The sequence below is a fragment of the Actinomadura miaoliensis genome (genome assembly GCF_039536785.1).
GTDB lineage: Bacteria > Actinomycetota > Actinomycetes > Streptosporangiales > Streptosporangiaceae > Spirillospora > Spirillospora miaoliensis.
Genome location: NZ_BAAAZG010000006.1, coordinates 158,917 through 181,936 on the forward strand (window position 1 = coordinate 158,917; position 23,020 = coordinate 181,936).

Here is a 23,020-nt window from a genome sequence, read left to right on the forward strand (position 1 = left end):
ACCGTCGCCGACGTGCTCGCCCGCCTCCAGGAGCAGCAGTCCGCGCTGCTCGACCACCAGTACCTGGGCCTGGCCGAGATCCGGCGGGTCGCCGGGCCCGGCGCCGGCTTCGACACCCTCATGGCGTTCGAGAGCTACCCGGCCGGTGAGGGCCGCGCGCCCGACCTCGGCGGGCTGCGGCTCGCCATGACCGGCGGCCGGGACGCCGCCCACTACCCGCTGACCGTCGCCGTCGCCCCCGGCGACGACCTGGACTTCCGGATCAGCTACCGGCCCGACGTGTTCGCCGAACGGGACGTGCAGGCGCTCGCCGACCGGCTGGTGCGGATCCTCGGGCAGATCGCCGCCCACCCCGATCTTCCGCTCGGTAGGCTCGACCTGCTGGACCCCGCCGAACGCGACGCCGTCCTGGACACCTGGAACGACACGTCCGCCCCCGTCCCCGAGGCCACCGCGCCCGCCCTCATCCGGGCCCGCGCCGAGGCCGCCCCCGACGCCCTCGCCGTGCTGTGCGGGGAGGAGTCGCTGACCTACGCCGGGCTGGAGGAACGGTCGAACCGCCTGGCCCGGTACCTGCGCGACCGCGGCGCGGACGCCGAGACCGTCGTCGGGCTGTGCCTGCCGCGCGGCGTCGACCTGATCGTCGCGATGCTCGCGGTGTGGAAGGCGGGCGCGGCGTACGTGCCGCTCGACCCGGAGTACCCGGCGGACCGGCTCGGGTTCATGCTCGCCGACAGCGGCGCGTCCCTGCTGGTCACCACCGCCGGGACGGGCACGGACGTGCCCGCCGCCGGGGTCCGGCGGGTGCCGCTCGACGACCCCGGAGTGCGCGCGGCCGTGGCCGCCCAGTCCCCGGAACCGCCCGCGGCGGAGCCGCACCCGGCGGGCCTCGCCTACGTCATCTACACCTCCGGCTCCACCGGACGGCCCAAGGGCGTGATGGCCCAGCACGGCGGCCTGCGCAACCTGGCCGAGGCGTTACGTCCCGTGCTGGGCGCCGCGCCCGGCGTGACGGTCCTGCAGTTCGCGTCCTTCAGCTTCGACGCGTCCGTCCTGGACGTCGTGGTCACGCTGGCGTCCGGCGCGACCCTGGCGATCGCGACCGCCGGGGAACGCGCGGAACCGGCGGCCCTCACCCGCATGATGAACGAGCGGGGCGTCGGCGCCGCCAGCATCGTCCCGTCGCTGCTCGGCATGCTCGACCCGGCCGACCTCGGCGGCGTGGAACGCTGGGTGCTGGGCGCCGAACGGCTCCCCGCCGACCTGGCCGCCCGCTGGACCCGCGGCGAACGCCTGTGGAACACCTACGGGCCCACCGAGACCACGGTCATCGCCACCGCCGGGCCGGTCCACCCGCGGGGCCACGGCCGCGGATGGGCCGACGGCCTGCCCGCGATCGGCCGACCCGTCGCCAACACCCGCGTGTACGCCCTCGACCGGTCCCTGCGGCCGGTGCCGCCCGGCGTCACCGGCGAGCTGTACCTGGCGGGCGCGGGCCTGACCCGCGGCTACCTCGGCCGCGCCGGGCTGACCGCGGAACGGTTCGTCGCCTGCCCGTTCGCCGCCGGCGAGCGGATGTACCGGACCGGCGACCTCGGCCGCTGGACGCCGGACGGCGAGCTGGCGTTCGTCGGCCGCGCCGACCAGCAGGTCAAGATCCGCGGCTTCCGGATCGAGCCCGGCGAGATCGAGCACGTCCTGGCCGGGCACGACGGCGTCGACCGGGTCGCGGTCGTGGCGCGCGAGGACCGCCCCGGCGACCGCCGCCTGGTCGCCTATGTCGTCCCGGCCGACGGCGCCGCGCTCGACGGCGCGGCGCTGCGCGAGTTCGCCGCGCGCCTGCTGCCCGAGCACATGGTGCCCTCCGCCGTGGTGCTCCTGGACGCGCTGCCGCTCACGGTGAACGGCAAGCTCGACCGCGCCGCGCTGCCCGCCCCCGACCTCGGCGGCGGCAGCGGGGGACGCGGCCCCGCCACCGTCACCGAGGAGGTCCTGTGCGGCCTGTTCACCGAGGTGCTGGGCGTGGCGCGGGTGGGCGCCGAGGACTCCTTCTTCGACCTCGGCGGCGACTCGCTGCTGGCGATGCGGCTGATCGCCCGGGTGCGGGCCGTCCTGGAGGCCGAGATCGGCATCCGGGACCTGTTCGCCGCGCCGTCCGTGGCGGGCCTGGCCCGCCTCATCGACGACCTCGGCGGCGAGGGCGTCCGCCCGGCGCTGACCGCCGGTCCCCGCCCCGAGACGCTGCCTTTGTCGTTCGGCCAGCAGCGGATGTGGTTCCTCAACCGGCTGGAGAAGTCGGGCGAGGGCGCCGGGTACAACGTGCCGATGGTGCTGAGCCTGTCCGGCGCGCTCGACACGGCGGCGCTGCGGGCGGCCGTCGCCGACGTCGCCGACCGGCACGAGAGCCTGCGGACGATCTTCCCCGAGACCGACGGCGCCCCCGGCCAGCGCATCCTCACCGCACACCCCGCCCTGGACGTCACCCCGGTGGACGCCGCCGACGTCGAAGCCGTGGTGCGCGAGGAGTCGGCCCGCGGCTTCGACGTCGAACGCGACCTGCCCTGGCGGGTCCGGCTGCTCCGCCTCGGCGCCGGCGAACACCTCCTGCTGGTCGTCGCCCACCACATCGCGGTGGACGGCTGGTCGATGGGCGTGCTCGCCCGCGACCTCGGCGCCGCCTACACCGCCAGGAGACGCGGCGAGGCGCCCGGCTGGGCGCCGCTGCCCGTCCAGTACGCCGACTACGCGCTGTGGCAGCGCCAGGTGCTCGGCGAACTCGACGACCCCGCCAGCGCGATCACCGCCCAGCTCGGCCACTGGCGCAAGGCCCTGGAGGGGCTGCCCGAGGAGCTGACGCTGCCGGCCGACCGGCCCCGCCCCGCCACCCCGTCGTTCGCCGGCGGGTCGGTGCCGCTGCGCGTCCCGGCGGCGGCGCACGCCCGTCTCGTGCGGCTCGCGCAGCAGAAACGCGCGACGATGTTCATGGTCGTGCAGGCGTCGCTGGCCGCCCTGCTCGCCCGGCTCGGCGCGGGCACCGACATCCCGCTCGGCACCGCCGTGGCGGGCCGCGGCGACGCCGCCCTCGACGACCTCGCCGGATTCTTCGTCAACACCCTCGTGCTGCGCACCGACGTCGGCGGCGACCCCACGTTCGCCGACCTGGTCGCCCGCGTCCGCGAGGCCGACCTGGCCGCCTACGCCCACCAGGACCTGCCGTTCGAACGGCTCGTGGACGACCTCAGCCCGACCCGCTCGCTGTCCCGGCATCCGCTGTTCCAGGTCGCGATGAGCGTGCAGAGCATGCCGGAGCCCGACGCCGAGACCGGCGGCTGGGAGCAGTCCGGGCTGACGGTGCGGCAGGCGATGTCCCGCGCCGAAGCCGCCCGCTTCGACCTGTCCCTCAGCCTGTCCGAGCACCGCGACGCCGCAGGCGCCCCCGCCGGCATGGGCGGCGGCCTCCTCTACGCCGCCGACCTGTTCGACGAGACGACCGCGCGGACCCTCGCCGACCGGCTGGTGCGCGTGCTCGACCAGGTCGCCGCCGATCCCGGCCTGCGCGTCAGCCAGATCCAGGTGCTCGACCCGGCGGAACGGCACGTCCTGCTCGCCGAACGCAACGACACCGCCGCCGGGACGCCCGCGCCGACCCTGGTGGAACTGCTCGCCGCGCAGACCGCCCGCACTCCTGACGCGGTGGCCGTCGTCGGCGCCGGCCGCTCCTGGACCTACACCGACCTGGACCGGCACGCCGCCCGGATCGCCGCCGGCCTGGCCGCGCGCGGAGTCCGCCGCGGCGACCTGGTCGGCGTCGCGATGGAACGCTCACCCGACCTGCTCGCGGTCCTGCTCGGCATCCTCAGGTCCGGCGCCGCGTACGTGCCGGCGGACCCGTCGTGGCCCGCCGCCCGCACCCGCCACGTCCTCGCCGGACTCGACGTGGTCGTCGCCGACGGCGGGCTCGCCCGGCAGCTCGTCGCCGACGAGGTGATCGCCGCCGGGACGGTCGTCACCGTCGAGGACCTGCCGTCCGACGCGGCCCCGCCCGCCGTCGCCCTCGCACCGGCCGACCTCGCCTACGTCATGTACACGTCGGGGTCGACCGGCGTGCCGAAGGGCGTCACCGCCACCCACGGCGCGGTCGCCGCCCTCGCCACCGACCCGTGCTGGGGCCCCGGCGCCCGCGGCCGCGTCCTGCTGCACGCGCCGCACGCCTTCGACGCCTCCACCTTCGAGATCTGGGTTCCGCTCGCTCACGGCGGCGCCGTCGTCGTGGCGCCGCCCGGCAAGGTGGACGCGGCGACGCTCACCCGCTTCGTCCGCGACCACGCGCTGACCGCCGTGCACCTGACCGCCGGCCTGTTCGGCGTGCTCGCCGAGGAATCCCCCGCAGCCCTCACCGGCGTGCAGGAGGTCCTGACCGGCGGCGACGTGGTCCCGCCCGGCGCCGCCGCGAAGATCATGGCGGCCTGCCCGGACGTCACCCTCCGGCACCTGTACGGGCCGACCGAGGTGACGCTGTGCGCCACCACCCACGAGGTCCGCTCCGACCCGCCCGCGGTGCTGCCGATCGGCCGCCCGCGCGGCAACACCCGCGTCTACGTCCTGGACGAGTTCCTCCAGCCCGTGCCCGACGGCGTCACCGGCGAACTGTACGTCGCGGGCGACGGCCTGGCCCGCGGCTACCTGGACCGGCCCGCGCTCACCGCCGAACGGTTCACCGCCTGCCCGTTCGCCCCGGGCACCCGCATGTACCGGACCGGCGACCTCGCGCGCTGGCACGACGGCCGGCTGATGTTCGCCGGCCGCGCCGACGAGCAGGTGAAGATCCGCGGCTACCGGGTCGAGCCCGGCGAGATCGAGGCGCTGCTGGCCACCTGCGACGACGTCGCGCGCGTCGCCGTCGTCGTCCGCGAGGACACCCGCGGCGACAAGCGCCTGGTCGCCTACGTCGTCCCCGCCGGCGACGACCGCGGCATCACCGCGCGGCTGCGCGACCTCGCCGCCGCCCGCCTGCCCGAGTACATGGTCCCGGCCGCGTTCGTGGTGCTGGAGTCGCTGCCCCTGACGTCCAACGGCAAGCTCGACCGGCGCGCCCTGCCCGCACCGGACTTCGGCGGCCTCACCGGCGGGCGCGCCCCGGCGACCCCCGTCGAGGAGCTGCTGTGCGGCCTGTACGCCGAGCTGCTCGGGCTGGACGAGGTCGGCGCGGACGACTCCTTCTTCGACCTCGGCGGCGACTCGCTGCTGGGCATGCGGCTGCTCGCCCGCATCCGCGCCGTCCTCGGCGCCGAGATCAGCATCGGCGACCTGTTCGCCGGCCCGTCCCCCGCCGACGTGGCCCGGCTGGTCGACACGACCGGCGGCACCGCCCGGCCCGCCCTGACGCCCCGGCCCCGGCCCGACGCGGTCCCGCTCTCCTACGGCCAGCAGCGCATGTGGTTCCTCAACCGGCTGGAGAAGGCGGGCGCCGGCGCGGGCTACAACGTCCCCCTGGCCGTCCGGCTGCGCGGCGAACTCGACACGGCGGCCCTGGAAGCGGCCCTCGCCGACGTCGCCGACCGGCACGAGACCCTCCGCACGATCTACCCCGACCAGGACGGCACCCCCCGCCAGGAGATCCTGACCGGCCCCGCCGGACACCCGCGCCTCACCGTCGGCGACCCCGGCGAGGATCTCGGCGACGTCCTGCGCGCCGAGGCGGTCCACCGCTTCGACGTCGCCCGCGACCTGCCCTGGCGGGTCCGGCTGGTGCCCCTCGGCGAGGACGAGCACGTGCTGAGCGTCGTCGCCCACCACATCGCCGTCGACGGCTGGTCCATGGGCGTCCTGCTGCGCGACCTCGCCGCCGCCTACACCGCGCGGCGCCAGGGCACCGCCCCCGCCTGGACCCCGCCGCCCGTTCAGTACGCCGACTACGCGCTGTGGCAGCGCGAGGTGCTCGGCGAACTCGACGACCCCGACAGCGCGATCAGCGCCCAGCTCCGCCACTGGCGCGAGGCGCTCGCCGGACTCCCCGAGGAACTGGCGCTGCCGGCGGACCGTCCCCGGCCGTCGATGCCCACGTTCCAGGGCGCGGCCGTGCCGGTGCACGTCCCCGCCGCCGTGCACGCCCGTCTCGTGCGGATCGCCCAGCAGAGCGGCGCGACCGTCTTCATGGTCGTCCAGGCCGGCCTGGCGGTGCTGCTGGCCCGGCTCGGCGCGGGCGACGACATCCCCCTCGGCACCGCCGTCGCGGGCCGCGGCGACGCCGCCCTCGACGACGTCACCGGCTTCTTCGTCAACACCCTGGTGCTGCGCACCGACGTCAGCGGAAACCCGTCGTTCGCCGACCTGGTCGCCCGCGTCCGCGAGGCCGACCTGGCCGCCTACGCCCACCAGGACGTGCCGTTCGAACGGCTCGTGGACGACCTCAGCCCGTCCCGCTCGCTGTCCCGGCACCCGCTGTTCCAGGTCGAGTACACCCTGCAGAACCTGCCCCGCTGGCAGGAACGTACCGCCCTGCCCGGGCTGGCGTTCGAAGCGCTCCCGCCCGAGGACGGAACCCAGGCGGCACGCTTCGACCTGTCGGTGACGCTCGCCGAACACCGCGACGACGAGGGCACCCCGGGCGGCATCGGCGGCGTCATCCAGTACGCCACCGACCTGTTCGACGAACACACCGTCGCGGAAATGGCCGACCGTCTCGTCCGCGTCCTCGAACAGGTGGCCGCCGACCCGGCCGTCCGGGTGAACCGGGTGGAGGTCCTCAACTCCGCCGAACGCGAGGTCGTGGTGTCGGGTTGGAACGACACGGCGCGTGGGGTGGCGTCGGGGTCGTTGGTGGGGTTGTTCGCTGAGCAGGTGGGGCGGACGCCGGGTGCGTTGGCGGTGGCGGATGAGCGGGTGCGTTGGTCGTATGCGGAGTTGGACGCGGCCAGTGATCGGGTGGCGGGGGAGTTGGTGGCGCGTGGTGTGGGTCGTGGTGACTTGGTGGGGGTGGTGGTCGATCGTTCTGTTGAGCTGGTGGCGGTGTTGGTGGGGGTGTTGAAGGCGGGTGCGGGTTATGTGCCGGTGGATTCGGGTTATCCGGCGGCGCGGATCGAGTTCATGCTCGGCGACGCCCGCCCGGCCGTCGTGGTGTGCACGGAGGCGACCCGGGATGTCGTGCCCGAGGGCACTGACGTCCTTGTGGTGGACGACGGCCTGGTCGGCGGCGACGGTCCGAAGCCCTCTGAGGTGCCGGTGGGCGGGGACGACGTCGCGTATGTGATTTACACGTCGGGTTCGACGGGGCGTCCGAAGGGTGTGGCGGTCTCGCACGGGGCGATCGTGAATCGTCTGTTGTGGATGCAGGACCAGTACGGGCTGGACGGGTCGGATCGGGTGCTGCAGAAGACTCCGTCGGGGTTCGATGTGTCGGTGTGGGAGTTCTTCTGGCCGCTCATCACGGGTGCGGGGTTGGTGATGGCGCGTCCGGGTGGTCATCAGGATCCGGCGTATCTGGTGGAGGTGATCGAGCGGGAGCAGATCACCACGGTGCATTTCGTGCCGTCGATGCTGGGTGCGTTCCTGCCGGAGGTGTCGCCGGGGCGGTGCGGGAGTCTGCGGCGGGTTGTGTGCAGCGGTGAAGCGCTGCCGGCGGAGCTGGTGGCGGAGTTCCACCGGCGGCTTCGGGTGGAACTGCACAACCTGTACGGCCCCACGGAAACAGCGGTTGATGTGACGTTCCGGCCCTGCCTGGCCGACGAGGACGCGACCGTTATCCCGATCGGCCGTCCGGTGTGGAACACCCGCGCCTACGTCCTCGACTCGTCCCTGCAACCGGTCCCGGTCGGTGTCGCGGGGGAGTTGTATGTGGCCGGTGTGCAGCTGGCCCGGGGTTATCTGGGGCGCCAGGGACTGACTTCCGAGCGGTTTGTTGCTTGCCCGTTCGGGTCGGGTGAGCGGATGTATCGGACCGGTGACCTGGCCCGATGGTCCGCTGATGGTGAGCTGGTGTATCTGGGGCGGGTCGATGACCAGGTGAAGATCCGGGGATTCCGGATCGAGCTGGGCGAGATCGAGGCCGCGCTTGCCGCACACACCTCCGTGGGCCAGGTCGCGGTGGTGGTGCGCGAAGACCAGCCCGGCACCAAACGCCTCGTCGCCTACATCGTCCCCGTCGACGGGGCCGGTGTGGATGAGGCCGTGTTGCGGAAGTTCGCGGCCGAGCGCTTACCGGAGTACATGGTTCCGGCGGCGTTCGTGGTGCTGGAGGCGTTACCGACCACCCCGAACGGCAAGCTCGACCGGGCCGCCCTGCCCGCCCCGGACTTTGGTGGCCGGTCGGGTGGGCGTGGCCCGGCGAACGCGACCGAAGAGGTGTTGTGCGGCCTGTTCGCCGAAGTCCTCGGCCTCGACCAGGTCGGCGCCGAAGACTCGTTCTTCGAACTCGGCGGTGACTCACTGCTGGCGATGCGGCTGATCGCCAGGATCCGGGCGGTGTTCGAGGTCGAGGTGGAGATCAGGGCGCTGTTCGCGGCGCCGACGGTCGCGAGCGTCGCCCGGATCGTCTCGGCGGAGGGCCGGGGCACCACCCGCAGGGCGCTGACGGCCCGGCCCCGCCCGGACGTGGTGCCGCTGTCGTACGGGCAGCAGCGCATGTGGTTCCTCAACAGGCTCGAAGGAGAAGGGGTCGGCGCCGCCTACAACCTGCCGCTGGCCCTGCGGATCTCCGGCGAACTGGACGTGACCGCGCTGGAAGCGGCCCTCGCCGACGTCGCCGACCGGCACGAGAGCCTGCGCACGATCTTCCCCGAGACGGGTGGCGTCCCGCGCCAGCACATTTTGACGGGCCGCGCCGGTCACCCCCGGCTGAACGTCACGCCCGTCCAGGCGGCCGATGTGGACCGGGTGCTCGCCGAGGAGAGCGGGGCGGGCATCGACGTGGAGCGCGAACTGCCGTGGCGAGTCCGGTTGCTGGTTCTCGGGGACGACGAGCACATTCTGGTGATCATCGCGCACCACATCGCGGTGGACGGCTGGTCGCTCAGTGTTCTGGCCCGGGAGGTGGGCATCGCGTATGCCGCCCGGCTGGAGGGCTCGGCGCCGGACTGGGAGCCGCTGCCCGTCCAGTACGCCGACTACGCGCTGTGGCAGCGCGAGGTTCTCGGTGAACTGGACGATCCGGACAGCGTGATCAGTGGCCAGCTCGGCTACTGGCGCGAAGCCCTGCGTGACCTGCCGGAGGAGCTGGTCCTGCCGACGGACCGGCCGCGTCCCGCCGTCCCGTCGTTCGAGGGCGCGATGACGCCCATGGGCGTGTCCGCCGAGGTCCACGCGGCGCTGGCCGAGGTGGCGCAGCGGCAGGGCGCGAGCGTCTTCATGGTCGTGCAGGCCGCGCTGGCGGTGCTGCTGGCCCGGCTCGGGGCGGGCACCGACATCCCCCTCGGCACCGCGACCGCCGGCCGGGACGAGGCGGTCCTCGACGGCCTCGCCGGGTTCTTCGTCAACACCCTCGTACTGCGCACCGATGTCGGCGGCGACCCGTCGTTCGCCGATCTGGTGAAGCGCGTCCGCGATGCCGACCTGGCGGCCTACGCCCACCAGGACCTGCCGTTCGAACGGCTCGTGGACGACCTCAACCCCGTCAGGTCGCTGTCGCGTCAGCCGCTGTTCCAGGTGATGTACTCGCTCCAGAGCGCTGCGGGCGACCGGCAGGGCCGGTGGGAACTGCCGGGGCTCCAGGTCGATCTGCTGCCGCCTCGCGAGGGTTCCGAGGCGGCCCGGTTCGATCTGTCGGTCAGCCTGTCGGAGCGGCGCGACGAGGACGGCGCGCCGGCGGGGATCGGCGGCGGGATCCAGTACGCCACCGATCTGTTCGACGAGTCCACCGCTCGTTCCATCGCCGACCGCTTCGTGCGGGTGCTGGAGCAGGTCGCGGCCGACCCGGAGTTGAGGGTCAGCCAGATCGGGGTTCTGGAGGACGCCGAACGGCGCGCGGTGCTGGCGGACTGGAACGCCACCGCGCGGCCTGTCCCGACGCTGACGGTGCCGGGCCTGGTCAAGGACTGGGCCGCGCGGACGCCGGATGCAGTGGCGTTGCGGTGCGGTGACGCGGCGCTGACCTACGCTGAGTTGGATCAGCGGTCGAACCGGCTGGCCCGGTATCTGCGGGATTCCGGGGTCGGTCGTGAGTCGGTGGTGGGTCTGTGTCTGCCGCGTGGTGTGGACGCTGTGGTGGCGATGGTCGGGGTGTGGAAGGCGGGTGCGGCTTACGTTCCGCTCGACCCGGAGTATCCGGCTGACCGGCTGGAGTTCATGCTCGCCGACAGCGGCGCGTCCCTGCGGATCGACTCGCTCGATGACCTGATCGCCGACCAGTCCGCCGAGCCGTTGGGGATCGAGGTGGACGCGGCGGCCCTGGCGTATGTCATCTACACGTCCGGCTCCACGGGACGTCCCAAGGGCGTGATGGGCCACCACGGCGGCATGGTCAACCTGGTGGAGTCCCTGCGGCCGGTCCTGGGCGCGGCCCCGGGGAAGGCCATCTTGCAGTTCGCCTCGTTCAGCTTCGACGCGTCGGTGCTGGACGTTGCGGTGGCATTGTCGTCGGGGGCCACGCTCGTCATTGCCACGGCGCAGGAGCGCGCGGAACCGGCGGCGCTTACCCGGATGCTCAACGAGCAGGCGGTCAGTGCGGCGAGCATCGTGCCGTCCCTGCTGAGCGTGCTCGACCCGGCCCAGGTGGAGAGCGTGGATCGCTGGGTGCTGGGCGCCGAGCGGCTGTCGGCGGACCTGGCCGCGCGCTGGGCAGGCGGCGACAGGCTCTGGAACACCTACGGCCCCACCGAGACCACCGTCATGGCGACGGTCGGCGTCGTGGACGGCCCAGGGACGCCGCCGATCGGCAGCCCGATCGGCAACACCAGCGTGTTCGTGCTGGACGAGTTCCTGCAGCCGGTGCCGGTGGGAGTGACCGGCGAACTCTATGTCGCCGGCGCAGGCGTGACACGCGGGTACGTCAACCGCCCCACCGTGACCGCCGAACGGTTCGTGGCCTGCCCCTTCGCCGCCGGGCGGATGTACCGGACCGGTGACCTGGTCCGCTGGGCGCCTGAAGGCGTGTTGGAGTTCGTCGGCCGGGCGGACGAGCAGGTGAAGATCCGTGGGTTCCGTGTGGAGCCGGGTGAGGTCGAAGCCGTCCTGTCCGGGCACGAGAGCGTCGACCGCGCGGTGGTGCTGGTTCGGGATGACCGTCTCGTCGCCTACGTCGTCCCATCAAACGGTGCCGTGGACGCCGCCGTTCTCCGTGAGCATCTGTCGGTGAGCCTGCCCGAGTACATGGTCCCGGCCGCGTTCGTGCAATTGGAGGCGCTGCCGCTGACGGTCAACGGCAAGCTCGATCGGGCCGCGCTGCCCGCCCCTGACTTCGCGGGCCGGTCGGCGAGCCGGGGACCGGCCACCCAGACCGAGGAGATCGTGTGCGGTCTGTTCGCCGAGATCCTCGGGTTGGAGCGGGTCGGGGCGGAGGACTCGTTCTTCGAGCTGGGCGGGGACTCGTTGCTGGCCATGCGGCTGCTCGCCCGCGTGCGGGCGGTCTTCGAGGCCGAGATCGGCATCCGGACGCTCTTCGCCGACCCCACCGTCGCCGGAGTCGCCAAGGCCGTCGTGGCGGGCACGGACCAGGCCCGGCCGCAACTGACGGCCGGCCCCCGTCCGGACAGGCTGCCTCTGTCGTACGGGCAGCAGCGCATGTGGTTCCTCAACCGGCTCGAAGGGGAGGGCTCCGGCGCCGCCTACAACGTCCCGCTGACGCTGCGGCTGTCCGGCCCCCTGGACGTGACCGTGTTGGAGGCCGCGCTCGCAGATGTCGCGGAACGCCACGAGACCCTGCGAACGATCTTCCCCGAGGTCGATGGCGCCCCCTCCCAGCGCATCCTGACCGGCGAGGCGGGACGTCCCCCGCTGACGATCAGCCGGGTGCCCGAGGCGGAACTCGCCGAGCTTGTCGAAGCCGAGGTGGCCCGGGGATTCGACGTCGGCACGGAGCCGCCGTGGCGGGTCCGGCTGGTGGTCCTCGATGAGGACGAACACGCCCTGGTGGTCACCGCGCATCACATCGCGGTGGACGGCTGGTCGGTCGGCGTCCTGGCCCGCGACCTGGGCATCGCGTACGCCGCCCGGCTGGAGGGCACGGAGCCGGACTGGGAGCCGCTGCCCGTCCAGTACGCCGACTACGCGCTGTGGCAGCGTGAGGTTCTCGGTGACCTGGACGATCCGGAAAGCGTGATCAGTGGTCAGCTCGGCTACTGGCGCGAGGCCCTGCGTGATCTGCCGGAGGAGCTGGTCCTGCCGACGGACCGGCCGCGTCCCGCCGTCCCCTCGTTCAAGGGCGCGTCCGTGCCGGTCGGGATCTCCGCCGAGGCCCACGGTCGGCTGGTGGAACTCGCCCAGTACAGCGGTTCGACGGTGTTCATGGTGGTGCAGGCAGGGCTTGCGGTGCTGCTGTCCCGGCTCGGTGCCGGAAGCGACATCCCGCTCGGCACCGTCACCGCGGGCCGGGGGGACGCCGACCTCGACGGCCTCGTCGGGTTCTTCGTCAACACGCTGGTGCTGCGCACCGACGTCAGCGGCAACCCCTCGTTCGCCGACCTCGTGGAGCGTGTCCGCGAGACCGACCTGGCCGCCTACGCCCACCAGGACGTCCCGTTCGAACGGCTTGTGGACGAACTCAACCCCGTCAGGTCGCTGTCCCGCCAGCCGCTGTTCCAGGTTTCGTACGCCCTGCAGAGCGTGCCCGTCGCACAGGGCCGGTGGGACCTGCCCGGCCTGCAGGTCGAGCCGATGCCGCCCGGCGACGAGGCCGAGACCGCCCGGTTCGACCTGTCGATCAGCCTCGCCGAGCACCGCGGCCGCGAAGGCGAGCCCGCCGGCATCGTCGGCGCGATCCAGTACGCCACCGACCTGTTCGACAAGCCCACCGCTGAGGCGTTGGCAACCCGGCTGCAGCGGGTTCTCGAACAGGTGGCGTTCGACCCCGGCCTCAAGGTCGGCCAGATCGAGGTTCTGGACGACGCCGAACGGCACGCGGCGCTGGCGGACTGGAACGCCACCGCGCGTCCCGTCCCGGCGGTGACGCTGCCGGGCCTGGTCCAGGACTGGGCGGAGCGCACGCCGGACGCGGTGGCGTTGCGGTGCGGTGACGCGGCCCTGACGTATGCCGAGCTGGAGGAGCGGTCGAACCGGCTGGCCCGGTATCTGCGGGATTCCGGGGTCGGTCGTGAGTCGGTGGTGGGTCTGTGCCTGCCGCGTGGTGTGGACGCTGTGGTGGCGATGGTCGGGGTGTGGAAGGCGGGTGCCGCTTATGTGCCGCTCGACCCCGAGTATCCGGCTGACCGGCTGGAGTTCATGCTCGCCGACAGTGGCGCGTCTCTGCGGATCGACTCCCTCGATGACCTGATCGCGGATCAGTCCCCAGAGCCCATCGAGGCCGCTCTGGACATGTCCAGCCTGGCGTACGTCATCTACACCTCCGGCTCCACAGGCCGCCCCAAGGGCGTCATGGGCCACCACGGCGGCATGGTCAACCTGGTCGAATCGCTGCGACCGGTCCTAGACGCGGCCCCGGGGAAGGCGATCTTGCAATTCGCGTCGTTCAACTTCGACGCGTCGGTCCTGGACGTGGCGGTGGCGTTGTCGTCGGGTGCGACGTTGGTGATCGCCACGGCGCAGGAGCGCGCGGAACCGGCGGCTCTGACGCGAATGATCAATGAGCGGGGTGTTGATGCGGCGAGCATCGTGCCGTCGCTGTTGAGCGTGCTCGACCCGGCCCAGGTCGAAGGCGTGGGCCGATGGGTGCTGGGCGCCGAGCGGCTGTCGGCGGACCTGGCCGCGCGCTGGGCAGGCGGGGACAGGCTGTGGAACACCTACGGCCCCACCGAGACGACCGTGATGGCAACGGTTGGCGTGGTCGACAGCCCCGGAACACCGCCCATCGGCCGTCCGATCGGCAACACGCAAGCGTTCGTCCTGGATGAGTTCCTGCAGCCTGTTCCGGCCGGAGTGACCGGCGAACTGTACGTCGCCGGCGCGGGCGTGACGCGCGGGTATGTCAACCGTCCGACTCTGACCGCTGAGCGGTTCGTGGCCTGCCCGTTCGCCGATGGGCGGATGTACCGGACCGGCGACCTGGCCCGCTGGACGGACGACGGCGAGCTGGAGTTCGTCGGACGGGCCGACGAACAGGTCAAGATCCGCGGATTCCGCGTGGAACCGGGCGAGGTCGAAACCGTGCTGACGAAGCACGAGAGCGTCGACCGCGCTGTGGTGCTGGTCCGCGATGACCGTCTGGTCTCCTACGTCGTCCCATCAAACGGCGCCGTGGACACCGCCGTTCTCCGCGAGCACCTGTCGGCCACTGTGCCCGAGTACATGGTCCCGGCCGCGTTCGTGCAGTTGGAGGAGCTTCCCCTCACCGTCAACGGCAAGCTCGACCGGGCCGCCCTCCCCGCGCCCGACTTCGCCGGACGGTCGGTCAGCCGCGCCCCCGCCACCCAGACCGAGGAGATCCTCTGCGGCCTGTTCGCCGAGCTACTGGGTCTGGAGCGCGTCGGAGCCGAGGACACCTTCTTTGAACTGGGCGGGGACTCGCTGTTGGCCATGCGGCTGCTCGCCCGGGTGCGAGCGGTGTTCGGCGTGGAGATCGGTATCAGGGCGTTGTTCGCCGAACCGACGGTCGCCGGCGTCGCGAAGGCTGTCACGGCGGGCACGGACCAGGCCCGTCCACCGCTGACGGCCCGGCCCCGCCCGGAAAGGCTGCCTCTGTCGTACGGGCAGCAGCGCATGTGGTTCCTCAACCGGCTGGAAGAGGAAGGCTCCGGCGCCGCCTACAACCTGCCGCTCACTCTTGAGCTCTCCGGAGACCTGGACGTGGACGCCTTGGGGGCCGCGCTCACCGACCTCGCCGAGCGGCACGAAACCCTCCGCACGATCTTCCCCCAGATCGACGGCACGCCCTACCAGCGGATACTCACCGTCGCAGAGGCCGGTTCACCGCTGGAAGTGATCCAGGTGGAGGACGACGAGTTCGACCAGATCCTCGCCATTCAGGTCACCCAGGGATTCGACATCGAGCGGGAGGTGCCCTGGCGGGTTCGGCTGCTCGATCGCGGCGACGGCCGCTACGTGCTGGTCATCGTGGCGCACCACATCGCGGTGGACGGCTGGACCATGGGCCTGCTCGCGCGTGACCTGCGCGCTGCCTACACGGCGCGGCGCCAGGGCGGCGCGCCCGAGTGGGCCGCCCAACCCGTCCAGTACGCCGACTACGCGTTGTGGCAGCGGGAGGTGCTAGGCGATCCGGAGGACGCCGAAAGCGTGATCAGTGGTCAGCTCGGCTACTGGCGCGAGGCTCTGCGTGACCTGCCGGAGGAACTGGTTCTGCCGACGGACCGGCCGCGTCCCGCCGTCCCCTCGTTCAGGGGCGCGTCCGTGCCGGTCGGAATCTCCGCCGAGGCACATGGCCGACTGGTCGAGTACGCCCAGCGCAGCGGGTCCACCGTGTTCATGGTGGCCCAGGCCGCCTTGGCGGTGCTGCTGTCCCGGCTCGGCGCCGGCACCGACATTCCCCTCGGCACCGCGATCGCCGGACGCGGGGATGTGGCGCTCGACGACGTCGCCGGATTCTTCGCCAACACCCTCGTGCTGCGCACGGATGTCGGCGGCGACCCGTCGTTCGCCGACCTGGTGAAGCGTGTCCGCGACACCGACCTGGCCGCCTACGGTCACCAGGACATCCCGTTCGAACGGCTCGTGGACGACCTCAGCCCGTCCCGCTCGCTGTCCCGCCAGCCGCTGTTCCAGGTGATGTTCGCCCTCCAGAACCTGCCCCAGGTCCGCGGTGGCTGGGACCTGCCCGGCCTACAAGTCGAGCCGTTACCACCGCAGGACGTCACCGAGGTCGCCCGGTTCGACCTGTCGGTCAGCCTGACGGAGCACCGGGACCAGAACGGCGCGCCGATGGGGATCGGCGGCGGCATTCAGTACGCCACCGATCTGTTCGATGAGTCCACCGCTCAGGCTCTTGCCGACCGTTTCGCACGGGTGCTGGAGCAAGTCGCGGCCGACCCGGAACTGCGCGTCAGCCAGGTCGAGGTTCTGGACGAGGCCGAGCGGCGTGCCGTGGTGGCGGACTGGAACGCCACGCAGGCGCCGGTCGCGGATGTCCTGATCCCCGAGCAGATCCGGGCGTGGGCGGACCGGACGCCGGACGCGGTGGCGTTGCGGTGCGGTGACGCGGCCCTGACGTATGCCGAGTTGGATGAGCGGTCGAATCGGCTGGCCCGGTATCTGCTGGGTGCCGGGGTCGGCCGTGAGTCGGTCGTGGGCCTGTGCCTGCCGCGCGGGATCGACGCTGTGGTGGCGATGATCGGGGTGTGGAAGGCGGGCGCGGCCTACGTTCCGCTGGACCCCGAGTACCCGGCTGACCGGCTGGAGTTCATGCTGTCCGACAGCGGTGCGTCCCTGCGGATCGACTCGCTGGACGACCTGATCGCCGAGCAGTCCGCCGAGCCGTTGGGGATCGAGGTGGACGCGGCGAGCCTGGCGTACGTCATCTACACCTCCGGCTCCACGGGTCGTCCCAAGGGTGTGATGGGCCACCACGGCGGCATGGTCAACCTGGTCGAATCGCTGCGGCCGGTCCTGGGCGCGGCCCCGGGTAAGGCGATCTTGCAGTTCGCGTCGTTCAGCTTCGACGCCTCGGTGCTCGATATCGCTGTGGCGTTGTCGTCGGGGGCCACCCTCGTCATCGCGACCGCGCAGGAGCGTGCCGAGTCGGCGGCGCTGACCCGAATGATCAATGAGCAGGGTGTTGACGCGGCGAGCATCGTGCCGTCGCTGCTGAGCGTGCTCGACCCGGCCCAGGTCGAAGGTGTCGGCCGGTGGGTGCTGGGTGCCGAGCGACTGTCGGCGGACCTGGCTGCACGCTGGGCAGGCGGGGATCGGCTGTGGAACACCTACGGCCCCACCGAGACGACCGTCATGGCCACAGTGGGTGTGGTGGACCGCCCTGGAACACCGCCCATCGGCCGTCCGATCGGCAACATCAAGGCGTTTGTGCTGGACGAGTTCCTGCGTCCGGTTCCGGCCGGGGTGACTGGAGAGCTGTACGTCGCCGGCGCAGGCGTGACGCGCGGGTATGTCAACCGTCCCACTTTGACCGCTGAGCGGTTCATGGCCTGCCCGTTCGCCGCCGGGCGGATGTATCGCACCGGCGACCTGGCTCGTTGGACGCCTGATGGGGCGTTGGAGTTCGTCGGGCGTGCGGACGAGCAGGTGAAGATTCGCGGGTTCCGTGTGGAGCCGGGCGAGGTTGAAGCCGTGCTGGCGAAGCACGAGAGCGTCGACCGCGCGGTAGTGCTGGTCCGAGACGAACGCCTGGTCTCCTACGTCGTCCCATCGAACGGCGCCGTGGACGCCACGGTTCTCCGTGAGCATCTGTCGGCCACTGTGCCCGAGTACATGGTCCCGGCCGCGTTCGTGCAGTTGGAGGAGCTTCCCCTCACTGTCAACGGCAAGCTCGACCGGGCGGCGCTCCCCGCGCCCGACTTCGCCGGACGGTCGGTCAGTCGCGCCCCTGCCACCCAGACCGAGGAGATCCTCTGCGGCCTGTTCGCCGAAGTTCTCGGGCTGGAGCGCGTCGGAGCCGAAGACTCGTTCTTCGAACTGGGCGGAGATTCGCTGCTCGCCATGCGGCTCATCGCCCGCGTGCGGGCGGTCTTCGACACCGAGATCGGCATCCGGGCCCTGTTCGCCGAACCCACCGCCGCGGCCGTCGCCAGGGCGGTCAGCGCGGCCGGGCCGGGCGGCGTCCGACCGGCGCTCACGTCCCGGCCACGGCCGCAGGTGCTGCCGCTGTCCTATGGGCAGCAGCGCATGTGGTTCCTGAACCGGCTGGAAGAGGCCGGTGCGGGCGCCGGTTACGTCCTGCCGATGGCGCTGCGCCTTTCGGGTCGGCTGGACCCGTCCGTCCTGGAAGCGGCCCTGGGCGACCTCGCCGACCGGCACGAGACCCTTCGCACCATCTACCCCGAGACCGGCGGGACCCCCGTCCAGCGGATCCTGACCGGACCGGCCGGACGCCCGCCGCTGGTCGTCACCGAGGTCACGCAGGACGAGCTGGGCGAGGTGCTGGCGGCCGAGGCCGGCCGGGGCTTCGACGTCGGCAGGGAGCTGCCCTGGCGGATCCGGCTGATGGCGCTGGGAGACGACGAGTACCTGCTCCTGATCGTCGCCCATCACATCGCGGTGGACGGCTGGTCGATGGGCGTCCTGGCCCGTGACCTGGGCGTCGCCTACGCCGCCCGGCTGGAAGGCCGTGAACCGGACTGGAACCCGCTGCCCGTCCAGTACGCCGACTACGCGCTGTGGCAGCGCGAGGTTCTCGGCGAGCTGGACGATCCGGACAGCATGATCAGCTCCCAGCTCGGCTACTGGCGGGACGCGCTCGCAGGACTGCCCGAAGAGCTCGCGCTGCCCACCGACCGGCCGCGTCCCGCCGTCCCGTCGTTCGAGGGCGCGTCCGTGCCCCTCCGGCTCGACCCGGAGGTCCACGCCGGCCTCCTGGAGGTCGCCCGGCACGGCGGCGCGACCGTCTTCATGGTCGCGCAGGCCGCGCTGGCCGTCCTGCTCGCCCGGCTCGGCGCCGGTACCGACATCCCGTTCGGCACCGCCATCGCGGGACGGGGCGAGGCCGCACTGGAGGACCTGGCCGGGTTCTTCGTCAACACCCTCGTGCTGCGCACCGACGTCGGCGGCGACCCGACGTTCGGTGAGCTGCTCGGCCGGGTCCGCGAGGCCGACCTTTCCGCCTACGCCCACCAGGACGTACCGTTCGAACGGCTCGTGGACGACCTCAGCCCGTCCCGCTCGCTGTCCCGCCACCCGCTGTTCCAGGTGATGCTCGCCGTCCAGAACACTCCGCGTGCCGAGGGCGAGTGGGAGCTGCCGGGCCTGAGCGTGCAGCCGATGCCGCCGCTGGAGGGCACGGAGGCGGCCAGGTTCGACCTGTCGGTCACGCTGGTCGAACAGCGCGACCCCGACGGCGCGCCCGCCGGGATCGGCGGCGACATCCAGTACGCCACCGACCTGTTCGACGAGGCCACCGTCCGCCGGATCGCCGAACGGCTGGTCCACGTGCTGGCACAGGTCGCCGCCGACGCCGACACCCGCGTCAGCCGGATCGAGATCCTCGGCGAGGGGGAGCGCGACGCGCTGCTCACCGGCTGGAACGACACGGCCGCGGCGATCCCCGAAACCACGATCCCCGACCGGATCCAGGAGTGGGCGGACCGCACGCCGGACGCGGACGCGCTGCGGTGCGGTGACGCCGCCCTGACCTACGCCGAGCTGGAAGAACGGTCGAACCGGCTGGCCCGATACCTCCGAGACGCCGGGGTCGGCCCAGAGTCGATCGTTGGCCTGTGCCTGCCGCGCGGGATCGACGCTGTGGTGGCGATGGTCGGGGTGTGGAAGGCGGGCGCGGCCTACGTGCCGCTCGACCCGGAGTATCCGGCTGACCGGCTGGAATTCATGCTCACCGATAGCGGCGCGACCCTACGGATCGACTCCCTCGATGACCTGATCGCGGATCAGTCCGCCGAGCCCCTACGGATCGAACTGGACTCCTCCAGCCTGGCCTACGTCATCTACACCTCAGGCTCCACGGGCCGTCCCAAGGGTGTGATGGGCCACCACGGCGGCATGGTCAACCTCGTGGAGTCCCTACGCCCGGTGCTGGGTGCGGCCCCGGGGAAGGCGATCCTGCAGTTCGCCTCGTTCAGCTTCGACGCGTCCGTCCTGGACATCGCGGTGGCGCTGTCGTCCGGTGCGACGCTGGTGATCGCCACGCAGCAGGAGCGCGCGGAACCGGCGGCGCTCACCCGAATGATCAACGAGCAGGCGGTCAGCGCGGCGAGCATCGTGCCGTCGCTGCTGAGCGTGCTCGACCCGGCCCAGGTCCAGGGCGTGAACCGTTGGGTGCTGGGTGCCGAGCGGTTGTCAGCAGAGCTGGCCGCGCGGTGGGCAGGCGGCGACCGGTTGTGGAACACCTACGGCCCCACCGAGACGACCGTCATGGCGACAGTCGGTGTGGTGGACGGCCCCGGAACCCCGCCCATCGGCCGTCCGATCGGCAACACGCAAGCGTTCGTCCTGGACGAATTCCTCCAGCCTGTCCCGGCCGGAGTGACCGGCGAACTGTACGTCGCCGGCGCAGGCGTCACACGCGGGTACGTCAACCGTCCGACCCTCACCGCAGAACGGTTCGTGGCCTGCCCGTTCACCGCCGGGCGGATGTACCGCACCGGCGACCTGGCCCGCTGGACGAACGACGGCGAACTGGAGTTCATCGGCCGAGCCGACGAGCAAGTCAAGATCCGCGGATTCCGTGTGGAGCCGGGCGAGATCGAAGCCGTCCTGTCCGGTCACCGGAGCGTCGACCGGGTGGCGGTCGTCGCCCGTGAGGACCGGCCCGGGGACAGGCGCCTGGTCGCCTACGTCGTGCCCGCGACCAGCGGCACCGACGCCGCCGACCTGCGCGAGCACCTGGCGGCGGTCCTGCCCGACTACATGGTCCCGTCCGCGTTCCTGATGCTGGAGGCGCTGCCGCTGACGGTCAACGGCAAGCTCGACCGGGCCGCACTGCCCGCCCCCGGCGCCGTCGGCGCCGCCTCCGGTCGCGAGCCGGAGACGGCGGTGGAGGAGGTGCTGTGCGGCCTGTTCGCCGAGGTGCTCGGGCTGCCCAAGGTCGGCGCGGACGTCAGCTTCTTCGATCTCGGCGGTGACTCGCTGCTGGCCATGAAGCTCATCGCGCAGATCCGCGGCAGGCTCGACACGGAACTGAGCGTCCAGACGCTGTTCCTCACCCCGACCGTCGAGGCCCTGGCGGCGGCGCTGAACGAGGGGGGAGAGTCCTACGACTTCGACCCGGTGCTGCCGTTGCGGGCGGCCGAAGGCGGCGAGCGGCCGGTGTTCTGCGTCCACGCGGGGCACGGGCTGAGCTGGTGCTACACCGAGCTCATCCGCCACCTGCCCGGCCGGTATCCGGTGTACGGGCTGCAGGCCCGCGGCCTGGACGGCGAGGAGCCGCTGCCGGAGACCGTCGAGGAGATGGCGGCGGACTACTTCCAGCGGATGCGGGCCATCCAGCCCGAAGGGCCGTACCGGGTGCTCGGCTGGTCGTTCGGCGGCCTGGTCGCGCACGCCCTCGCCACCCACATCCAGGAGTGCGGCGAGCAGGTGGAACTACTGGCGATCCTGGACTCCTACCCCTTCCAGGTGGTGGACCGCCGGGACGAACTCCCCGGCACGGCCGAACCCGGCGGACAGGCCGGCGAACAGGCCGGGGAACCGGTGACGGAGTGGTTCGACAACCGTCCGGAGCGGGACGCCGAGGAGGGGGCCGACGAGACGCTCGCGGCGATCGACCGGATCGACGCCAACAACGAGGCCCTGATGAAGGGGTTCACCCCGGCGGTCTTCCACGGCGACCTGCTGCTGTTCGTCGCGGCTCTCGATCGTCCGGAGTTCTCCCCGGCCGAGCAGGCCCCGGAGATCTGGACGCCGTACGTACAGGGCGGCGTGGTGAGCCACCGGGTCGAGTCGGCTCACCGCGACATGGTCAAACCCCGGTCGATGGCCGAGGTCGGCCGGGTGGTGTCCGACTGGCTGGAGGCCTGATGGGGCGGCGGGAAGGTCACCGTGATGGCCAGCCCGCCCTCCGGGCGGGGCACGGCGTCGAGCGCGGCGCCGTGCGCCGTCACGATCGCCTGCACGATGGACAGGCCGAGCCCGAGGCCGCCGTCGCCGCGGCCGCCGCCCCGGCCGGTGCGTTCGGTGCGGTTGAGGCGCTGGAACGGCTGGAACAGCCGTTCCATGTCGCCGTCGGCGACGACCGGGCCGGTGTTGGTCACGGACAGCACGGCCTGCCCGGCGCGGTCCGCCACGGCGACGTCCACCATGCCGCCCGGGACGTTGTAGCGCAGCGCGTTGTCGACGAGGTTGACCGCGAGGCGTTCGACCAGGTCGGCCTTGCCCGCCGCCCGCGCCGGCGCCAGCCGCGCGCTCAGCCGGACGCCGCGGCTCTCGGCGTCGGCGTGCCGGGACGCCACCACCTGCCGCACCACGTCGGCCAGGTCGAAGGGTTTGCGGACGTCCAGCCCGGCCTGGCCCCTGGCGAGGGTGAGCAGGGCGGCGATCAGCCGTTCCTGCTGCTCGCCGGAGACGAGCACCCGCTCGTGGGCGGCGCGCAGGGACTCGACCGTGGCGTCGGGGTCCGACAGCGCGACCTGGACGATGACCCGCTGCCGGGCCAGCGGGGTGCGCAGCTCGTGCGAGGCGTTGGCGATGAACCGGCGCTGCGCCTGGAACGCCGACTCCAGCCGGGCCAGCAGGTCGTCGATGGTGTCGCCGAGTTCCTTCAGCTCGTCGACCGGGCCCTCCAGGGCGAGCCGTTCGTGCAGGTTGTTCGCCGAGATCTCGCGGGCGGTCGTGGTGATGGTGCGGACCCGGCGCAGCACCCGGCCCGCGACGATCCAGCCGAGCAGGATCGACAGGAAGGCCATGATGCACAGCGCGACGCCGGACTGCACGAGCAGCTCGCGCAGCTGGTCGGCGCGCTGCTGCTCGGCCTGCGCCTCCAGCAGCCGGGACTGCTCCATCAGCTGCTCCTGGGTGAGGCCCCGGGCGCTCACCACCACGTTCCCCGGTCCGGGTTCGAGGTGCTTGCCCTCGACCCTGGTGCTCGCGCCGCCCGGCGCGGTGTAGGTGTACCCGTGGTCGGTGGCGTTGCTGACCAGCACGTACGTGATGCCGAGCAGCGCCGCGCCGGAGAGCAGGAACAGCACCCCGTAGAGCAGCGTCAGCCGTAGCCGGACGGTCTGCCGGGGCAGCCGGAACTTTCCGGGCAGGCGAAGCGGCACGCGCATCATCGCTCCCTTCGGGGCGGCGGTCATGACCACATTTCCAGATCAAGGGTTTCCGTCTGGTTTCACCGTACATC

At 72.4% G+C, this 23,020-nt stretch carries 2 protein-coding genes (1 of these 2 cut by a window edge); one reads left to right on the forward strand and one right to left on the reverse strand.

Translation table 11 applies throughout. The features are described from left to right. Positions 1-21,699: the 3' portion of a non-ribosomal peptide synthase/polyketide synthase gene (locus ABD811_RS08060; RefSeq protein ID WP_344943180.1), read on the forward strand. It extends 927 nt beyond the left edge of the window; 21,699 of the gene's 22,626 nt are visible here — the last part of the coding sequence; its start codon lies beyond the left edge, outside the window; it ends in the stop codon at positions 21,697-21,699. Here ABD811_RS08060 and ABD811_RS08065 read toward each other — a convergent pair. Then, positions 21,627-22,973 (reverse strand): sensor histidine kinase, encoded by a 1,347-nt coding sequence (locus ABD811_RS08065; protein ID WP_344943183.1) that lies wholly within the window; start codon positions 22,971-22,973, stop codon positions 21,627-21,629. The two genes, ABD811_RS08060 and ABD811_RS08065, sit on opposite strands and share 73 nt — an antisense overlap. Between the last annotated feature and the right edge of the window lie 47 nt (positions 22,974-23,020).